At 59.3% G+C, this 15,834-nt stretch carries 13 protein-coding genes and 1 rRNA gene; 8 read left to right on the top strand and 6 right to left on the bottom strand.

Annotation, left to right across the window (positions count from 1 at the left end):
* From rrf to GIW69_RS15715, 4 genes are all read left to right on the top strand, one after another.
* Window positions 1-109, top strand: a 5S ribosomal RNA gene (gene rrf, locus GIW69_RS15730); the annotation flags it as partial.
* Between the two features lie 149 nt (window positions 110-258).
* A complete protein-coding gene (locus tag GIW69_RS15725) occupies window positions 259-918 on the top strand; it encodes a paraquat-inducible protein A (protein WP_236483604.1) in 660 nt (219 codons plus the stop codon).
* A complete protein-coding gene (locus GIW69_RS15720; RefSeq protein WP_236483603.1) occupies window positions 905-1,528 on the top strand; it encodes a paraquat-inducible protein A in 624 nt (207 codons plus the stop codon). The genes GIW69_RS15725 and GIW69_RS15720 overlap by 14 nt, the downstream gene beginning before the upstream one ends.
* Complete coding sequence (locus GIW69_RS15715) at window positions 1,521-3,824, top strand: MlaD family protein (RefSeq protein ID WP_236483601.1); 2,304 nt, start codon at window positions 1,521-1,523, stop codon at window positions 3,822-3,824. The genes GIW69_RS15720 and GIW69_RS15715 overlap by 8 nt, the downstream gene beginning before the upstream one ends.
* 216 nt (window positions 3,825-4,040) lie before the next feature.
* Here the strand turns inward: GIW69_RS15715 and mksF are convergent, their stop codons facing one another.
* Genes mksF through mksB form a run of 3 tightly spaced genes read right to left on the bottom strand, consistent with a single transcriptional unit; the run spans window position 4,041 to window position 8,849 of the window.
* Window positions 4,041-6,881 (bottom strand): Mks condensin complex protein MksF, encoded by a 2,841-nt coding sequence (gene mksF, locus GIW69_RS15710; protein ID WP_236483600.1) that lies wholly within the window; start codon window positions 6,879-6,881, stop codon window positions 4,041-4,043.
* Window positions 6,878-7,579 (bottom strand): Mks condensin complex protein MksE, encoded by a 702-nt coding sequence (gene mksE, locus GIW69_RS15705; RefSeq protein ID WP_236483599.1) that lies wholly within the window; start codon window positions 7,577-7,579, stop codon window positions 6,878-6,880. Before mksE ends, mksF begins: the two co-directional genes overlap by 4 nt.
* On the bottom strand, window positions 7,569-8,849 hold the full coding sequence (gene mksB, locus GIW69_RS15700) for an Mks condensin complex protein MksB (protein WP_236483597.1): 1,281 nt from the start codon (window positions 8,847-8,849) through the stop codon (window positions 7,569-7,571). Before mksB ends, mksE begins: the two co-directional genes overlap by 11 nt.
* A 219-nt stretch (window positions 8,850-9,068) precedes the next feature.
* Between mksB and GIW69_RS15695 the strand changes: the two genes are divergently transcribed.
* Together GIW69_RS15695 and rimI are read left to right on the top strand one after the other, a co-directional pair.
* The gene (locus GIW69_RS15695; RefSeq protein WP_236483610.1) at window positions 9,069-9,815 is read left to right on the top strand and encodes an energy transducer TonB; all 747 of its coding nucleotides are present in this window, start codon (window positions 9,069-9,071) and stop codon (window positions 9,813-9,815) included.
* Complete coding sequence (rimI, locus tag GIW69_RS15690) at window positions 9,808-10,260, top strand: ribosomal protein S18-alanine N-acetyltransferase (RefSeq protein WP_236483596.1); 453 nt, start codon at window positions 9,808-9,810, stop codon at window positions 10,258-10,260. Before GIW69_RS15695 ends, rimI begins: the two co-directional genes overlap by 8 nt.
* A 20-nt stretch (window positions 10,261-10,280) precedes the next feature.
* Here rimI and GIW69_RS15685 read toward each other — a convergent pair whose 3' ends face one another.
* Window positions 10,281-10,688 carry a serine kinase/phosphatase gene (locus tag GIW69_RS15685; protein WP_236483595.1) on the bottom strand — a complete coding sequence of 136 codons (408 nt, stop codon included), beginning with the start codon at window positions 10,686-10,688 and terminating at the stop codon, window positions 10,281-10,283.
* Between the two features lie 143 nt (window positions 10,689-10,831).
* Here GIW69_RS15685 and can point away from each other — a divergent pair, with 143 nt between their 5' ends.
* Window positions 10,832-11,467, top strand: coding sequence for a carbonate dehydratase (gene can / locus GIW69_RS15680; RefSeq protein ID WP_236483594.1), 636 nt, complete (start codon window positions 10,832-10,834; stop codon window positions 11,465-11,467).
* Window positions 11,468-11,496: 29 nt separating this feature from the next.
* Here can and GIW69_RS15675 read toward each other — a convergent pair whose 3' ends face one another.
* Together GIW69_RS15675 and GIW69_RS15670 are read right to left on the bottom strand one after the other, a co-directional pair.
* Complete coding sequence (locus tag GIW69_RS15675) at window positions 11,497-12,669, bottom strand: hypothetical protein (RefSeq protein ID WP_236483593.1); 1,173 nt, start codon at window positions 12,667-12,669, stop codon at window positions 11,497-11,499.
* A gap of 188 nt (window positions 12,670-12,857) precedes the next feature.
* Entirely contained in the window at window positions 12,858-14,276 is a 1,419-nt protein-coding gene (locus GIW69_RS15670) for a TIGR00366 family protein (RefSeq protein WP_236483592.1), read from the bottom strand.
* A 198-nt stretch (window positions 14,277-14,474) separates the two neighbouring features.
* Between GIW69_RS15670 and GIW69_RS15665 the strand changes: the two genes are divergently transcribed.
* Window positions 14,475-15,788, top strand: coding sequence for an MFS transporter (locus GIW69_RS15665; protein ID WP_236483590.1), 1,314 nt, complete (start codon window positions 14,475-14,477; stop codon window positions 15,786-15,788).
* The last annotated feature ends 46 nt before the right edge of the window (window positions 15,789-15,834 follow it).

Here is a 15,834-nt window from a genome sequence, read left to right as displayed (position 1 = left end):
ACCATAGAGCGTTGGAACCACCTGATCCCATCCCGAACTCAGTAGTGAAACGATGCATCGCCGATGGTAGTGTGGGGTTTCCCCATGTGAGAGTAGGTCATCGTCAAGATTAAATTCCGAAACCCCTATCTGCGTATGCAGGTAGGGGTTTTGTTTTGTCTGCGAGAAAGTTGTACATCGCCACGCGAACAAATTTGCACAGTTATTTTCAAAGCAGAACATTAGAATAGAACCAATTTTTCCGGAGCCAGATCATTCATGCCAGATTCGGGTGACGCCCAAGGGCTGTCAGATTTACCGCTGGACGACTTGGTTGCCTGCCACGAATGCGACCTGCTCCTGCGTAAGCCGCAACTTACACACGGCGAGAAAGCAGAATGCCCTCGCTGCGGTTACGAGTTGTATGCTCATCGCCATAACGTTGTGCAACGCAGCCTCGCCTTGGTGATCGCCGCACTATTGCTATACGTACCGGCGAACTTTTTACCCATTATGCAGCTCAATCTACTTGGGCAATCGTCGTACGACACGGTTTGGAGCGGCGTCGTCGGTTTGTTTAACACCGACATGCAAGGCGTATCGATCATCGTGTTTCTGTGCAGCATGGCGATCCCTTTGCTCAAGTTGCTGTGTCAACTGATTGTCTTGCTGACGATCCGTTTCGATACCGGCCGCAGTTACGGTTTGTTGCTCTATCGCATTTACCATCACCTCAAAGACTGGGGAATGCTCGAGGTCTACCTCATGGGCGTCCTTGTGGCGATCGTCAAGCTCGCGGACATGGCAGCAATCAATGTCGGCCTGGGCCTGGCCTGTTTTATCGGTTTGTTATTGGTTCAGGTCTGGCTCGAAGTGGTGATGTCGCCCCACCAGATCTGGCAGGCGTTATCAGGAGAAGATGCCCATGCGGGCGATTGATGCGGGCATTTTGGTGTGTATCGAATGCCACGAGTTGAACAAGCAGGACGCTGATAGCGAAGAGCAGACTTGCACCCGTTGCGGTGCACTGATTCACGCCCGCCGTCCAAACAGTTTGGTACGAACCTGGGCATTGCTGATCACTGCCGCCGTTCTCTACATTCCGGCCAATGTGCTACCGATCATGACTGTCAGTTCTTTGGGGCAGGGCGATCCGAGCACCATTATGTCCGGCGTGATTCAATTGGTTCAGCACGGCATGATTCCTATCGCGGCCGTTGTTTTCGTCGCCAGCATTCTGGTACCGACGTTCAAACTCGTCGGCATCGGCCTGCTGCTGTTTTCCGTGCAACGGCGCCAACCGTTATCCGCGCGTCAACGCATCTGGATGTACCGTTTCATCGAGTTCATCGGTCGCTGGTCAATGCTCGATATTTTCGTGATCGCCATTCTTGTGGCGGTCGTCAACTTCGGACGGCTTGCCAGCGTCGAAGCCAATCTTGGCGCCATCGCCTTCGCCAGTGTGGTGATCCTGACGATGCTTGCCGCAGTAACTTTCGATCCCCGGCTGATTTGGGATAACACGGAGTCGGACGACGACCATGACTGATTTGCCTGTAGCGAAAACCCGACCGGCCTCGAACTGGTCGGCGATTTGGGTGTTGCCCCTGATTGCCCTGATTATCGGCGGCTGGCTCGGCTGGCGTGCCTATAACGAAACCGGAATTGAAGTTCAGGTGCGCTTCGAAAGCGGCGAAGGCATTCAGGCCAATAAGACCGAAGTGGTCTACAAAGGCATGTCGGTTGGCAAGGTCAAGACATTGAAACTCGATGACGAGGGTAACTCCAAAGGCGTCATCGCCACCGTCGAGATGAACAAGGACGTGGAGCAATACCTCAAGACCAGCACACGGTTCTGGCTGGTCAAACCGAGCGTCACGCTGGCCGGGATCACGGGCCTGGAAACACTCGTTTCGGGTAACTACGTTGCTATCAGCCCCGGTGAAGGCGAGCCGACCCGCAAGTTCAAAGCGCTGGCAGAAGAGCCGCCGCTGTCCGACTCCAAGCCGGGACTGCACCTGACGATCAAGGCTGACCGTCTTGGATCGCTAAATCGCGGCAGCCCGGTGTTCTATAAGCAGATCAAAGTCGGCCAGGTGAAAAGTTATCTGCTCTCCGAGGATCAAAGCACGGTTGAGCTCAAAGTGTTCATCGAGCCGACCTACGCCAAACTGGTGCGCAAACACACTCGTTTCTGGAACGCGAGCGGCATCAGTATCGATGCCAACCTCTCGGGCGTAAAAGTGCGCAGTGAATCATTGGCCAGCATCGTCGCGGGCGGCATCGCGTTCGCCACTCCGGAAAATCGAAAAGACAGTCCAGCCACCGATCCAAGCCTGCCGTTCCGTCTCTATGAAGACTTCGACGCGGCGGCAGCCGGGATTCGGGTCAAGGTCAAACTCACCGATTTTGAAGGCCTGCAGGCCGGCCGCACACCCGTTATGTACAAAGGCATTCAAGTAGGCAATCTGAAAGCCCTGAAGATCGATCCGGATCTGTCCAGCGCCAGTGCAGAACTGACGCTCGACCCGTTGGCCGAAGATTATCTGGTGGATGGCACGCAATTCTGGGTGGTCAAACCGTCGATTTCCCTGGCCGGTATTACCGGGCTGGAAGCACTGGTGAAGGGGAACTATATCGCCGTGCGCCCGGGTGATAAGGGCGGCGCGCCGAAACGTGAGTTCGAGGCACGGCCAAAAGCTCCGCCGCTCGATCTTCGTTCACCGGGCCTGCATTTGGTGTTGTTCACCGACACCCTGGGTTCGATCGATGTCGGCAGCCCGATTCTGTACAAACAGGTCAAGGTTGGCTCGGTACAGAGCTACCAGTTTTCCAAGACCAAAAAACAATTGGTCATCGGTGTACACATCGAGAAGGAGTACGAAAATCTCGTCAACGCTTCAACTCGTTTCTGGAACGTCAGCGGTGTCACGCTGACCGGCGGTTTGACCGGTGGCATTCAAGTGAAGAGTGAGTCGTTGCAGACGCTGATGGCGGGCGGCATCGCTTTCGAAACACCGCAAGCCAATGCACCGTTGCAGAAGCGTATTCCGCGCTTCCGTCTGTTCGCCAATCATGATGATGCGAATCAGAAAGGCGCGGTGGTGACGATCAAAGTCGATCGCGCCGACGGTCTGCGCAGCGGTACACCGGTTCGCTTCAAGGGGCTGGATGTCGGCAAGATCGAAAGTGTCGATCTGACCGATGATCTGCAATCGGTGATCCTCACGGCACGCATCACCGAAGTACCGGAGAAAATCGCCCGGGCCGGCAGTCAGTTCTGGGTGGTCAAACCGGAGTTGGGCCTGATCAAGACAGAAAATCTGGAAACCCTGGTCACCGGAAAATACATCGAAGTGCAACCGGCAGCGAAGAACCTCGGCCCGCAGAAGAGCTTCGTGGCCCTGGCCAATGCGCCGGAAGTGACCAAGCAAGAGGCGGGGCTGAGTCTGGTCTTGAGCGCGGCCCGTCGCGGTTCGCTTAAACCGGGCGTGCCGGTCACTTATCGAGAAATTACCGTGGGTAAAGTCACCGGTTATGAACTGGGCCAGACCGCAGATCGTGTGTTGGTGCACATTCTGATTGAGCCGAAGTACGCGCCGTTGGTGCGCAGCGGTAGCCGGTTCTGGAACACCAGTGGTGTTGGGTTTGATATCGGTTTGTTCAATGGGCTGACGGTGCGCACCGAGTCGCTGGAGACGGCAATTCAGGGTGGGATTGCCTTCGCTACGCCGGACGGTGAGCGCATGGGCACCCCGGCGCGGCCTGAGCAGACATTCCCGCTGTTCGACAAGTTCGAGGATGAGTGGCTGACCTGGGCGCCGAAGATTTCGCTCGGTAAGTAGCCCCGAGCTTATTCGGCGTCTGGAAGGACACCATCGCTGGTAAGCCAGCTCCCACAGTGGTCGGTGGTGCACACAAATTTGTGTATGACATAAAAACCTGTGGGAGCTGGCTTGCCAGCGATGAGGCCCGCAAAATCAGCACAAATCCCAAGCCATAAAAAAGGGCCGCGATCTCATCAGATCGCGGCCCTTTTTATTGCCGTCAGCTAACGCCGATCAAACCGCATCCAGCTCCGGCTCATCCGCCGCAACATTAACAGTCGCCTTCACCACATCATGTCGACGGATGTATTTCCAGTCCGCCTCATCAATATAGATGCCGGCCGGACCGCTGCCACCTTCCAGGTCGATGGCGACACTGGCGCAGACCTGCGGCTTCACACTCGCCAGAATCGGCACGAAGCCCAGTTGCAGGCTGGTTTCCAGCAACGCGGCCTGGTTCTTCTCGTCGATGTCTGCCGCCTCGTCGAGGTAGTACGGCAAACGGACGCGACCGGCCAGATCGCGATCCATCAAGTGCAGCAACAAGTACATGTTGGTCAGCGCCTTGATGGTCATGGTGGTGCCGTTGGATGCCGCGCCGTCGATGTCGGTGTGGATGACCGGTTGGCCGTTGACCTTGGTGATCTCGAACGCCAGTTCGAACAAATCCTTGAGACCGAGCTGGTTGTGGTTCGCTGCCACCAGCCGCGCCAAATATTCCTTGGCCTCTTCGTTCTTGTTGTCCTGCTCGGCGCTCTGGCTCAGATCGAACACCGACAGGGTTTCGCCTTCCTCGTACTGACCGGCGCTGTGGATGATCTGGTCAATGTGCTTGAGCGCTTCCTTGTTCGGCGCGAGAACGATACGGAAGCTCTGCAGGTTGGACACCTGGCGCTTGTTGATCTCGCGATTGAACAGCGCCAGTTGATGTTCAAGGCTGTCGTAGTCGCTACGGATGTTGCGCAGGGTACGGGCGATGTCCGTCACCGCAGCACGACGTGCCTTGCCCAGGGTCAGGGCTTCATCGGTGCGGTGCGCGTAAGCGTTGATCAGCAGCGACAGACGACGCTCCATGTCGTCTTCGCTGTCGAACTTGGCCACGCCTTTCAGACGCACTTGCGCATACAGCGCTTCAATCTGGCCGTCAGCCCGCAGCAAGCCTTGCCAACTGTCCTGATAGTCGTTGAGCAATGGCAGCAGGTTGTCCATCGAATCATCGACCGGATCCATGAACGGTGTGCCGAACGGCAGATCCGCCGGCAGCAATTGACGACGGCGCAAGGCGTCGTCGAGGGTGCGTTGCTTGGCTTCCATGTCGGCGATCTGCCGGCCGACCAATTGCAGTTTGGCCGAGAGTTGCTGGACGCGTTCGGTGAAAGCGTCGCTGGAACGCTTGAGCTCATCCTGCGCACCTTCCATCTGCGCCAGTTGTTCAAGCTTGTCGCTTTCTTCGGCGCTCAGGGTTTGCGTGCGACGGAAGTCTTCCAGGGCTTTCTGCGCGTCCAGCACTTGCTGGTACAGCGCTTCGGTCTGAGTCTTGCTCGCGGCACGGTCGGCAGCGACAGCCTGTTGGGTCTTGAGCTGTTTAAGCTCTTTTTCCAGGCGTTCTTTCTGATCGCGCAACGCGGCACGGTCGGCCAGCGCTTGCAACGCTGGCGGTTCGATGTGCGACAGGTCGATGGACAGGCCCGGCACTTCGAAGCGTTCACCTTTGAAGCCGTCGAGGATCAGCTCAACCGATTTGACCCAGGCGCCGTCCTCGTCGAGGGTGATGCCGTGCTCGCCCAACGGCAGGCTGAACAACGCGCTGTTGAACAAACGCATCAGGCGTTCGACGTCCGGTTGCGAAAACTCTTCGCGCAGGCGGGCGTAGCTGTTGTTGTCGGCGTGATCGAGTTGCTGCTTCACCGACTTCAGGCGTTTTTCCAGATCGCGCAGACGCTCTTCCAGATCCTCGGCGCTGAACTGACGGGATTGCGCCAAGGCACCGGCCAACTCGTCGTGCGCGTCTTTGGCGGCCAGCAATTGCTGCTCCAGCACTTTGACGTCATCGACCAGCGCGAAGCGGTTCTTCAATACCGACAGCTCGCCCAACCAACGCTGGATACCGGAAATCTCCCGCTCCAGACGCATCAGTTCCTGAGTACCGCCGCGCTGATCGTTTTGCAGGCTGTCCTGCTCGCTACGGTAGTGATCGGCCTGAATCGTCAGCTCTTCCTTGCGCGCACCGGCGTAGTCCGACCAGGTGCCGAGCAGCGAGTCGAGCAGCGGCGACAGACGATGCAGTTTGCCACGCAGCACGTCGCGCTGTTTCACGCCGTTGGCCAAGGCTTCAACCAATGGGCCGGCGGCAACCAGCGACTGGTAGTCCTGCTCCATTCGGCGCACATCGCGGAAGGCTTCTTCGCACGCGGCGATGTAATCGACGCTGCCGGAACGCAGGCTGTGCTCGAACGCATCGAGGAATAACTGCTTGAGCTTGGCCGCCGTGATTTCGCGCATGTGCAGCAGGTTGATGAACAGCGCGCGAAAGGTCTTCAGGCTCTGCTCACTGGTGGAGCGCAGCGGGATCAGCGTCAGGTCGAGCGGAATCGAGGTGTGACCTCCGACCAACAAGCGGCGCAATTCATCCGGCTTGAGTTCGTAGGCTTTCAGGCCTTCGCGCTCAAGGTTGGTGAACAGCTCTTTCTGGCGCAGGCAGGTGTCGTTTTTCTGGTAATGGGCCAGGTCGAGTTTGCCGGCATAAGCGAAGAACTGGTGACCAAAACCGCCGCCCGGGCCGCGTCCGACCACGCCGATCACGTGCGGGCCGTGGGGCAGATTGACTTCGACGAGGATGTAACTGGTGTCGGAGGCGAAGTAGAAGCGTCGCGATTGTTCGAGGCTGTACTTGCCGAAACTCATGTCCGACATGCGCGCCAGGATCGGGAACTGCAAGGCGTTGATCGAAGCGGATTTACCGAGATTGTTCGCGCCGTACACCGACAGCGGTTCTTCCAGCGGGAACAGGCCGAGGCTGTAACCGGCGGTGTTCAAAAGGGCAAAGCGGCGGATGCCGTAGCGTTCCTGGCTCATGCATCGGACTCCTGTTCTTCGGCAATGGCGCGGGCCAGTGCGTCTTCTTCGCTTTCTTCTTCAAACTCGCTCAAATCCAATGGATCGTCGGTTTCGAGGAATTTCGCTTCGGCTTCTTCGTCAATCAGCACCGGTGCCGGCAGCGGCAATACGCTGTGTACGCTGGCGGCCAGATCGCGGTCCTGCTGCACCGACAGGCACACGTCGAGGAAACGGTGCATCGGCGGCAGGAAGCGGTAGACACCGTTTTCTTCACCAGCGAAACCGAGTTGCGTCATGCGGCGCATGATCTTTTCTTCGAGTTCTTCGACGGTCTGCACTTCGGCCTGAATGAACAGGTCGCGGTACTTCTCCAGTAGCGACGGCAATTCTTCGCGGCCGAGGCTGCCGCCATCGAGCACGGCGATCGGGTCGCGGCCCTGATCGGCCAGATGCTCGACGAGAATGAAGGTGAACAGCGCCAGACGCTGAGCCGTCTTGTTCACCGCCGCAGCGGCCAGATCCGGCACGAAGTAGTAGAAACCTCGGGTATCGCAAACCAATTCAAAACCCAGGGCCTTGAACAGCGTGCGGTATTGATCCTGGAAGTTCGACAGTTGCGCGTACAGCTCCGGGTCGCGGCGGCTGACGTGGTAGCCCTTGAACAGTTCGCGGAAGATCGGCGCGAGTTGGGACAGTTCTGATAGATCAAGATGCATTTGGAATGCTCGCGGAATTCTCGCTGGCGTCATCACCAGCCGAGAGCAGGGCGAAGGAGCGCAGGCTGACCTGATGCTCGTGAGTGTGGTATTCGCGGCGTTCCAGACGCTCGCGTTTGAAGCGTTTTTCCCGCGACAGGCGCGAGAACCAATAGAGCAATTCGTCGGTGGCGCCGTCCGGTTCCTGCTCCAGCAGCCAGGTCATCAAGTCCGGCATCGGCAGGGCGTCTTCGCAGCGGTCGAGCATTTCACGCACGGTCCGTGGCGCGCGCGGGGCTTCGCCGCCCTTTTGCGACTTATGCGCCTTGGGGAACCGCGCCGGTTTCGGCTCGAAACGGGCGAGGGCGTAAACGTAGGCTTCAACCTGACTCGCGCTGCCAAGAAATGTACTTTGCGGCCGCGTGAACAGCGGCATCGCGGCTTGCGGCACGGCATCGATGCCTTTGCGACGAATCGCTGACAGGGCCAGCGCGGCACCACGGGTCACGGCGTTATGCCGACGCGCTTCTTCACGCAACGGCAGCAGCAGTTCGCGGGCGTGACGCAGGGTCAGTTGCGCGCTGGTCTGCATTTCGAGAATGCGCGCGTGGGTGCGCAGCAGCATGTCGTCATCGACCAGATGGCCGAGGCGCTGCTGTTCACTGAGCATCTTCAGCAGCACGGTTTCGACCTTGCGCACGCCTTGCTCGAACGCGCCGTCGGCGTTGACCAGGTCGATCATCGGTTCGACGTATTCGTCCCAAGTCGCTAGCACTTCGGCGTAACGCTGGCGTAACGGGATTTGCCGGTCGCTGGTCTTCGCCCGTTCGGCGACGGCCACCAGGGCCTGCTCGTCGTTATCGAGTTTTTTCAGTACGTCGCGTACGCGCATGTCGAGCAGACGCAATTGACGGGCAAGATCGTGTCCGTCGCGGACGTCGAACGCATCCTGGATGTAACCGGCCAGACGCTCGAGGTGGCGCAAGTACGCTTCGATTTCCAGGCACAGGCCCAGACGGTGCTCGCGACGCAGGTAGGCGAGGAAGTCGTGGATCTGTGCATTCAGCTCAAAACGGTTCGGGCTTTTCGCGACCGGAACCAGAATATCGAGGCGGATCCATACGTCGAGCAGGCTGGTGATGTCCTGCGGCGTACTGTCGAGTTGTTGGGCGGCCAGTTGCGTGCGCAGTTCGTTGAGGCTCAGGGTGCCTTGGTCGAAGTGCTCGCACAGTGGCTCCAGAAGTGCCCAGTGTTCAGCGAGGGCGCGCAAGACGCGCTTGGGTTCGATCATCGGAATGGCCGGCTGGTTGGCGATTAAAAGCCGCGATTGTACTGCATCGAGACCGATGCGATTCACTCTCGGGACGGGCTGTCGCTTTCTTTTCCGTCAGGCGTATCGATCAACAGCGGGCGATCTTGAGCGAAGGGCGGTAGAATCGGTGCACTTCAGTTATCCACAAATGGCCGACCCTTGCTTATCGAGTCCCGCCGCCGCGCCTATTTGAACGCCATGCAGGTGGTCAATTGGCTGCCGCGCACCGAACTGCCCTTCGCCGCGCCGTCGCGTCCCGAGCTGCTGGAGATGCCCGAGCCCGAAATTGTGGCGCCGATCATTCCAGCCGTGCAGGCCGACGCGGCGGCACAGCCCGTCGCGCGTCCGGCCGAACGGACGAAGATCGACGTGCCCCGGCCATCGCCATCAAGCCCCCGCACCGCCACGAAACCGGTGGAGGAGGCCGATGAGACGCCGGTGGTCGCCAAGCCTGCTGCCGTGCCGCCGCCGCGTTTCGCTCTGCAATTGCTGCGCGCCGGACATTGCTTGCTGCTGGTGGAGTTACCCACAGGCGAATCGTTCCAGTCACGCGATCCTGCATATTTGCTGCTCAAGGACATGCTGCGCGCCGCCGGTCTGCCGGATGCGCCGCAAATTGTCGGCGAGCCGGTGTGCTGGCCGTGGCTCAATCGCGGGACGATGGATCAGGGCCCGGACGCGGCGCGGGATTTTGTCCAAGGCTTTCTTTCGGTGCAGATGGAAGCGGCGCCATGCGCGTGCCTGTGGCTGATCGGCCTGCCGGCGGTACGATTTGCCGGCGAAGCGGACGCCGAAGCGTTCAATCGCGAGTTGCAAATTGAAGGGCTGGGTTCTGCCTGGGCATTGCCAGGTCTGGAATTATTGATGGAAGAGCCCCAGCGCAAGGCCGCTGTGTGGCAAGCCATGCGCCGGCTGATGGCGCGCTGGAAAGAATCAAATGAGTGACGCTGTATCGTTCCGCCCGATGACCGAGGCGGACATGGACGCTGTGCTGAAAATTGAATTCGCCGCGTACAGCCACCCGTGGACGCGCGGGATTTTTCTCGATGGCCTCGGCAAATATCAGATCTGGTTGATGTTCGACGGCGAGCAACAAGTCGGCCACGGCGTGGTGCAGATCATTCTCGATGAGGCGCATTTGCTGAACATCACGGTAAAACCTGAAAATCAGGGGCGTGGACTGGGACTGAAATTGCTCGAGCATTTGATGTCCCGCGCGTATGCGGCGAGTGCCCGGGAATGCTTCCTGGAAGTACGTGACAGCAATGCGGCGGCGTTCCGCTTGTACGAGCGTTATGGCTTCAATGAAATCGGCCGCCGCCGGGATTACTATCCGGCCGTGGGCGGCCGTGAAGATGCCGTGGTCATGGCCTGCACCCTCGTCGACTAACTCCTGCACAGGGGCTGGAATTACTCGGGTTTGCCGTCTAGCGGGTCGCGCCGTGCCAGCTCGGCTTCATCCAGCCCGCCAGCGCCACCGATATCGTCTTCATCGACCACGCTCAAATCCCAATCCGCCTGATTGTTCTGACCGATTTCTTCGGCATCCCGAGCGCCATCGTCGTGGATCAGGGTTTCCGGGCTCATGTCATCGTCAGTGGATTCATGGTCGTCGGTCGAGGCGCCGGTCATGCCGGCCTCGCGCACGCGCTCTTCGGGCATCAGCTGCTCGCGTTCACGCTCAGGCAGTTCGTCGCCGATTTTGGCGCTGGGCTGTTCGTCGTCGAAATCCAGCTCATGCATCGAGCCCATGCGATCTTCGTTATCATCGATGGGCTCCGGCTGCGTCGCATCGTAAGGGCGTCGTGAATCAGTCATGGCTATTCCTCATACTGTGGGCCTTACTGAGTGGACTCGTCGGGCGCATGAGAAATTCCAATGAAAACACCTGCGCTTTATTGGTGACCCCGATGGGCGGTCGTGTGTCATAACCAGCAAATCATTCTTGAGGCCTTTACAGCATGCACGACTTACAAGATCTGATTGATAACAACGAACGCTGGGCGGACGCGATCACCAAGGAAGATCCGGATTTCTTCGCCAAGCTGGCCCGTCAGCAAACCCCCGAGTATTTGTGGATCGGCTGCTCCGACGCGCGCGTGCCGGCCAACGAGATTGTCGGCATGTTGCCGGGCGATCTGTTCGTCCATCGCAACGTCGCCAACGTGGTGCTTCACACTGACCTGAACTGTCTGTCGGTGATCCAGTACGCAGTGGACGTGCTCAAGGTCAAACACATCCTTGTCACCGGCCATTACGGCTGCGGCGGCGTGCGTGCTTCGATGCAGGATCGTCAGTTGGGCCTGATCGACGGTTGGCTGCGCTCGATCCGCGACCTGTATTACGAAAAACGCGATGAGCTCGCGCTGTTGCCGACTGAAGAAGAACGCGTCGACCGTATGTGCGAACTCAACGTGGTTCAGCAAGTGGCCAACGTCGGCCACACCAGCATCGTGCAGAACGCCTGGCATCGCGGGCAGAGCCTGTCGATTCATGGCTGCATCTACGGCATCAAGGACGGTCGCTGGAAAAGTCTGAACACGACCATCAGCGGTTTCGAGCAATTGCCGCCGCAGTACCGTTTGCGCCCGTTGTAATAGCGATCAGCGGGATAAATACGCTGAACTTACAAATGCGGAGCGGGGGTCGAGGCGGGCGGCAAGGGGGCTTTCAGTTGTTGCAACTGAGCGGTGATCGGCGGAGAAGCGCATTTAGAGACGGCCTCCTCAGGGGGCAGATCGCGGATCGAGGTGAAGAACAGTTCGCACGTCTTGACCTTCTGCGTCACTTGCCAGGTCTGGGTGCAATTATTTAGCAGGGCCGTCGGATCGCTGCCCGGCTTGTTGCCCATGCCGGCCTGCCAGCAGGCGGCGCTCAAATCCTGGCCCATGACCTTCAAACCCGCCGCATCGGCTTTGGCTTGAGCGTCATCGCCGCTATAGCTGGCTGGGTCGGCGGCGTACCAGATGTAACTTGGATGGTTCGAACCGAGCACTGGCACGTTGATCCCATCGCTCGGGTTGATGGTCGCCAGGCCTAGTACGTTCACGGTCGGCCCGTATTGTTGCTTGATCCAGTTACGCACCGGTGCGCCGAACGCCACCATCGGCAGTGTCGTGCCGCTGGCGTTCTGGCTGACCTGTTTGACCATCGTGGTCTGGTAGTCCGTGAAGTAGTCGTAAACCCCTTCCAGATCCTTGCCGGCATTGGACGGCGCGGCAATCGGTGCAATGTCGACGATGGTTTGGAACGCTGGTGTCTGCTCGGCGGGAATGCCGTTGTCAGCGAGCAGTTCGGCCCAACGGTCGGTGGTGTTCGAGCGCAGGTAATCCTGGGCCTGGGTCAGCGAGTAATCCGGCGGAAAGTGCAGCAATTCGACGCTTTTGCGGTTTTCCAGAGCCATGCCCAGCGGCAGGAACAAATACCAGCTGTAAGCCCACTTGCCGTCAGCATTGAGTTTGCTGGCGCCGCTGTAGGCCAGATCCCCGGCGTCGAGCAAGGCCTTCAACGGCTTGTCATAGCTTGACGGTACGCCGCTGATATCGGCAAACACCTGACCGTTATCGGTTTTGACCGAGACCTTGGCGTCGGCATAGCCATCGCGCCGGACACTTTGGGTCAAGTAGTGCTCCACGGTCTGTTCCAGCGTCCAGTTACGGAAGCAGATCACGTTGCAGTTGTTGGGATAGGCGAAGAGGCGGGTGACGCGCTCGGTGCTGCCCAGTGTCAGGTCGACATCGGCGTGGGCGGCGGCGCTCAGTGTGAGCGCGGCGAGGGTCAGTCCTGTGAGTTTGAACATGCTCAGATCCTTTTCAGCGTGGGTTTCCGGTAGCGGGGCGGCTACATACTGAACGGCATTTGAATTTCAATGTAGGCGCGCGCCTGCTCGCGATAGCGATCAGTCGGTAAATTCGGTGGTGAATCTTCCGACGATTTCGCGAGCAGGCTCGCGCCTGCAAGGGATCTATCTTGATCGGAATATCGAGATTACGGCATCACCGGCGGCAAATACGCCAATGTCGTCCCCAGCGCCCACAGCAGCACCAGCACCAGCGGCGTGTGCACCAGCAATTGCACAAACGAGAAACCGATCAGATCCCGCGCCTTCAGGCCGAGCACGCCCAGCAGCGGCAGCATGTAGAACGGATTGATCAGGTTGGGCAGGGCTTCGGCGGCGTTGTAGATCTGCACAGCCCAGCCCAGGTGGTAATTGAGGTCGTTGGCGACTTGCATCACGTACGGCGCTTCGATGATCCACTTGCCGCCGCCGGACGGGATGAAGAAGCCGAGAATCGCCGAATACACACCCATCAGCAACGCATAAGTATCGTGTGAAGCGATGCTGACGAAGAACGTCGAAATGTGATGGGCCAGCGTCTGGGCGTCGGCGCCTTTGACGGTGGTCATCAGTGCCGCAATGGAGCCGTACAGCGGGAACTGGATCAGCACGCCAGTGGTGGTCGGCACCGCTCGGGCCACGGCATCGAGGAAGCTGCGCGGGCGCCAGTGCAGCAAGGCGCCGAGCATCAGAAACAGGAAGTTGTAGGTGTTCAGCCCGGAAATCGCCGTGATCGCCGGCTTCGTCGAGAACTCATGAAACAACCAGCCGGCCGCCAGCAACACCAGCAAAATGGTCAGCAACGGACTGTGCTCCAGCCACTCGCCCGGACGGGTGCGCGGTTGCAGCGGCGGCAGGTTGAAACTCGGGTCGATGCCGCAGGCCTTGGCATCGCGGGCAGAGTTCGGGCCAGGGGCGGTGGCGTAGGCGATGATGATCGAAATCACGATCAGCGCCAGCAACATCACGCCGGACTGCCAGAGGAAAATCGTCTGGGTGAACGGAATCACGCCAGTGATCGACAGGATCGACGGCGGCAGACTGCCAGGGTTGGCTTGCAGTTGCGCGGCGGATGACGACAGCCCCAGCGCCCACACCGCGCCGAGGCCCAGATAAGCGGCGGCACCGGCGGCGCGGTAATCCATTTTCAGATCCGTGCGGCGGGCGAGGGCGCGCACGAGCAATCCGCCGAACACCAGCGACAATCCCCAGTTCAGCAGCGACGCCACCATCGAGATCAGAGCAACCCAGGCCACGGCCGAGCGACCGTTTTTCGGGATGCGTGCCAGACGATCGATCAATTTGACCGCCGGCGGGGAGCTGGCGACGACGTAACCGCCAATCACCACGAAGGCCATTTGCATGGTGAACGGGATCAGGCTCCAGAATCCGTCACCGAACGCCATCGCGGCATCGGTCGGCTTGGCGCCCATGGCCATCGTCGCCAGCGCGACAATGATCACCGCCAACGCGGCGAACACCCAGGAATCGGGAAACCAGCGCTCGGCAAAGCTTGAACATCTGAGGGCAAAGCGCGCAGAGCGGCTATCTTCGATATCAACGGCCACGGGACTACCTCTAATTTTTATGGTTGTTGTGATCCGCAGGCTGCACAGGCCTGTCTGGACAGGTGCCAACAGTAAATCAACCGGCGTAAATTTGTGACCGGGTTTTGCGAAACCGGGACTATGGTCTAACGGGTTGTCGCCCGGCGGATTTGCGTAGACCATGTGCGCCTTGGTTTTTGCCTGCCAGAGTTCTTTGCCATGACTGCCCATTCCGCTTCGCCTGCGGCGCCCTTCAGCCGCTCCGACTACAAAACCCTGGGCCTCGCGGCCCTCGGTGGCGCACTGGAAATCTACGATTTCATCATTTTTGTATTCTTCGCCCTGACGCTCAGCCAACTGTTCTTTCCGCCGGAAATGCCCGAATGGCTGCGTCTGCTGCAAAGCTTCGGAATTTTCGTCACCGGTTATCTGGCGCGGCCACTCGGCGGTATCGTCATGGCGCATTTCGCCGACCGGTTGGGGCGCAAAAAGGTGTTCAGCCTGAGCATCCTGATGATGGCGTTGCCGTGCCTGCTGATCGGAATCATGCCGACCTACGAGCAAATCGGCTATTTCGCGCCGCTGTTGCTGTTGGGTCTGCGCATTCTGCAAGGCGCGGCGGTGGGCGGCGAAGTGCCCAGCGCGTGGGTGTTCGTCGCCGAGCATGCGCCCGCGGGCCATCGCGGTTATGCATTGGGCTTCCTACAGGCAGGTTTGACGTTCGGTTATCTGATCGGCGCCCTGACCGCGACATTTCTCGCGCAGATGTTCACCCCGACGGAAATCCTTGATTACGCCTGGCGTTATCCCTTCCTGCTCGGCGGTGTGTTTGGTGTGATCGGCGTGTGGTTGCGCCGTTGGCTGAGCGAAACCCCGGTGTTCGTGGCCATGGAAGCGCAACGCGAAGCGCGGGTCGAACTGCCCTTGCGTACGGTGCTGCGCGAACATCGACTGGCGATGTTGCCGGCCATGCTGCTGACCTGTGTGCTGACCTCGGCGGTGGTGGTATTTGTCGTCATCACGCCGACCATGATGCAGAAAATTTTCGGCATGACTGCCAGCCGCACTTTTGGCCTCAGTGCATTGGGTATCGTCTTCCTCAACATCGGCTGCGTGGTCGCCGGCCATTTGGTCGACCGTATCGGCGCCTGGCGCACCGTCATGCTTTACAGCCTGTTGCTGCCATTGGGTATCGGCGTGTTGTATGCGTGCCTGATCAGCGGCGGCAATTGGGTCGGTCTGGCCTATGCCGTGGCAGGGCTGGGTTGTGGCGTGGTGGGCGCGGTGCCGTCGGTGATGGTCGGATTGTTTCCGGCGCGCATTCGCGTCTCGGGCATTTCCTTCACCTACAACATTGCCTACGCCGCGTGGGCGAGCATCACGCCGCTGCTGCTGATCGGATTGATGCCGTGGAGCCCGTGGATTTGCGTGATCTTTTGCGCGGTGATGGGCGTGGTGGGCGTTGGTAGCGCGGCGTATTTTGGCGCCCGGATGCCACGGACAGGTAATTGTCAAGTCGCGGGAACAGCTTGAACCATCCGTCTGCCGCTGCCGTTTTGTAGGACAAAAAACAAAGAGC

It is taken from the genome of Pseudomonas syringae, assembly GCF_021605415.1.
Classification (GTDB): domain Bacteria; phylum Pseudomonadota; class Gammaproteobacteria; order Pseudomonadales; family Pseudomonadaceae; genus Aquipseudomonas; species Aquipseudomonas syringae_S.
Note: the sequence above shows the minus strand (reverse complement) of the source record. Positions and strands in the feature narration are given on the sequence as shown.

What these genes read in the sequence shown, in the direction of transcription:
- GIW69_RS15725 (WP_236483604.1), top strand. Translation starts at nt 259, where the DNA reads ATGCCAGATTCGGGTGACGCCCAAGGGCTGTCAGATTTACCGCTGGAC.
- GIW69_RS15720 (WP_236483603.1), top strand. Translation starts at nt 905, where the DNA reads ATGCGGGCGATTGATGCGGGCATTTTGGTGTGTATCGAATGCCACGAG.
- GIW69_RS15715 (WP_236483601.1), top strand. Translation starts at nt 1,521, where the DNA reads ATGACTGATTTGCCTGTAGCGAAAACCCGACCGGCCTCGAACTGGTCG.
- mksF (WP_236483600.1), bottom strand. Translation starts at nt 6,881, where the DNA reads ATGAGCCAGGAACGCTACGGCATCCGCCGCTTTGCCCTTTTGAACACC.
- mksE (WP_236483599.1), bottom strand. Translation starts at nt 7,579, where the DNA reads ATGCATCTTGATCTATCAGAACTGTCCCAACTCGCGCCGATCTTCCGC.
- mksB (WP_236483597.1), bottom strand. Translation starts at nt 8,849, where the DNA reads ATGATCGAACCCAAGCGCGTCTTGCGCGCCCTCGCTGAACACTGGGCA.
- GIW69_RS15695 (WP_236483610.1), top strand. Translation starts at nt 9,069, where the DNA reads ATGCAGGTGGTCAATTGGCTGCCGCGCACCGAACTGCCCTTCGCCGCG.
- rimI (WP_236483596.1), top strand. Translation starts at nt 9,808, where the DNA reads ATGAGTGACGCTGTATCGTTCCGCCCGATGACCGAGGCGGACATGGAC.
- GIW69_RS15685 (WP_236483595.1), bottom strand. Translation starts at nt 10,688, where the DNA reads ATGACTGATTCACGACGCCCTTACGATGCGACGCAGCCGGAGCCCATC.
- can (WP_236483594.1), top strand. Translation starts at nt 10,832, where the DNA reads ATGCACGACTTACAAGATCTGATTGATAACAACGAACGCTGGGCGGAC.
- GIW69_RS15675 (WP_236483593.1), bottom strand. Translation starts at nt 12,669, where the DNA reads ATGTTCAAACTCACAGGACTGACCCTCGCCGCGCTCACACTGAGCGCC.
- GIW69_RS15665 (WP_236483590.1), top strand. Translation starts at nt 14,475, where the DNA reads ATGACTGCCCATTCCGCTTCGCCTGCGGCGCCCTTCAGCCGCTCCGAC.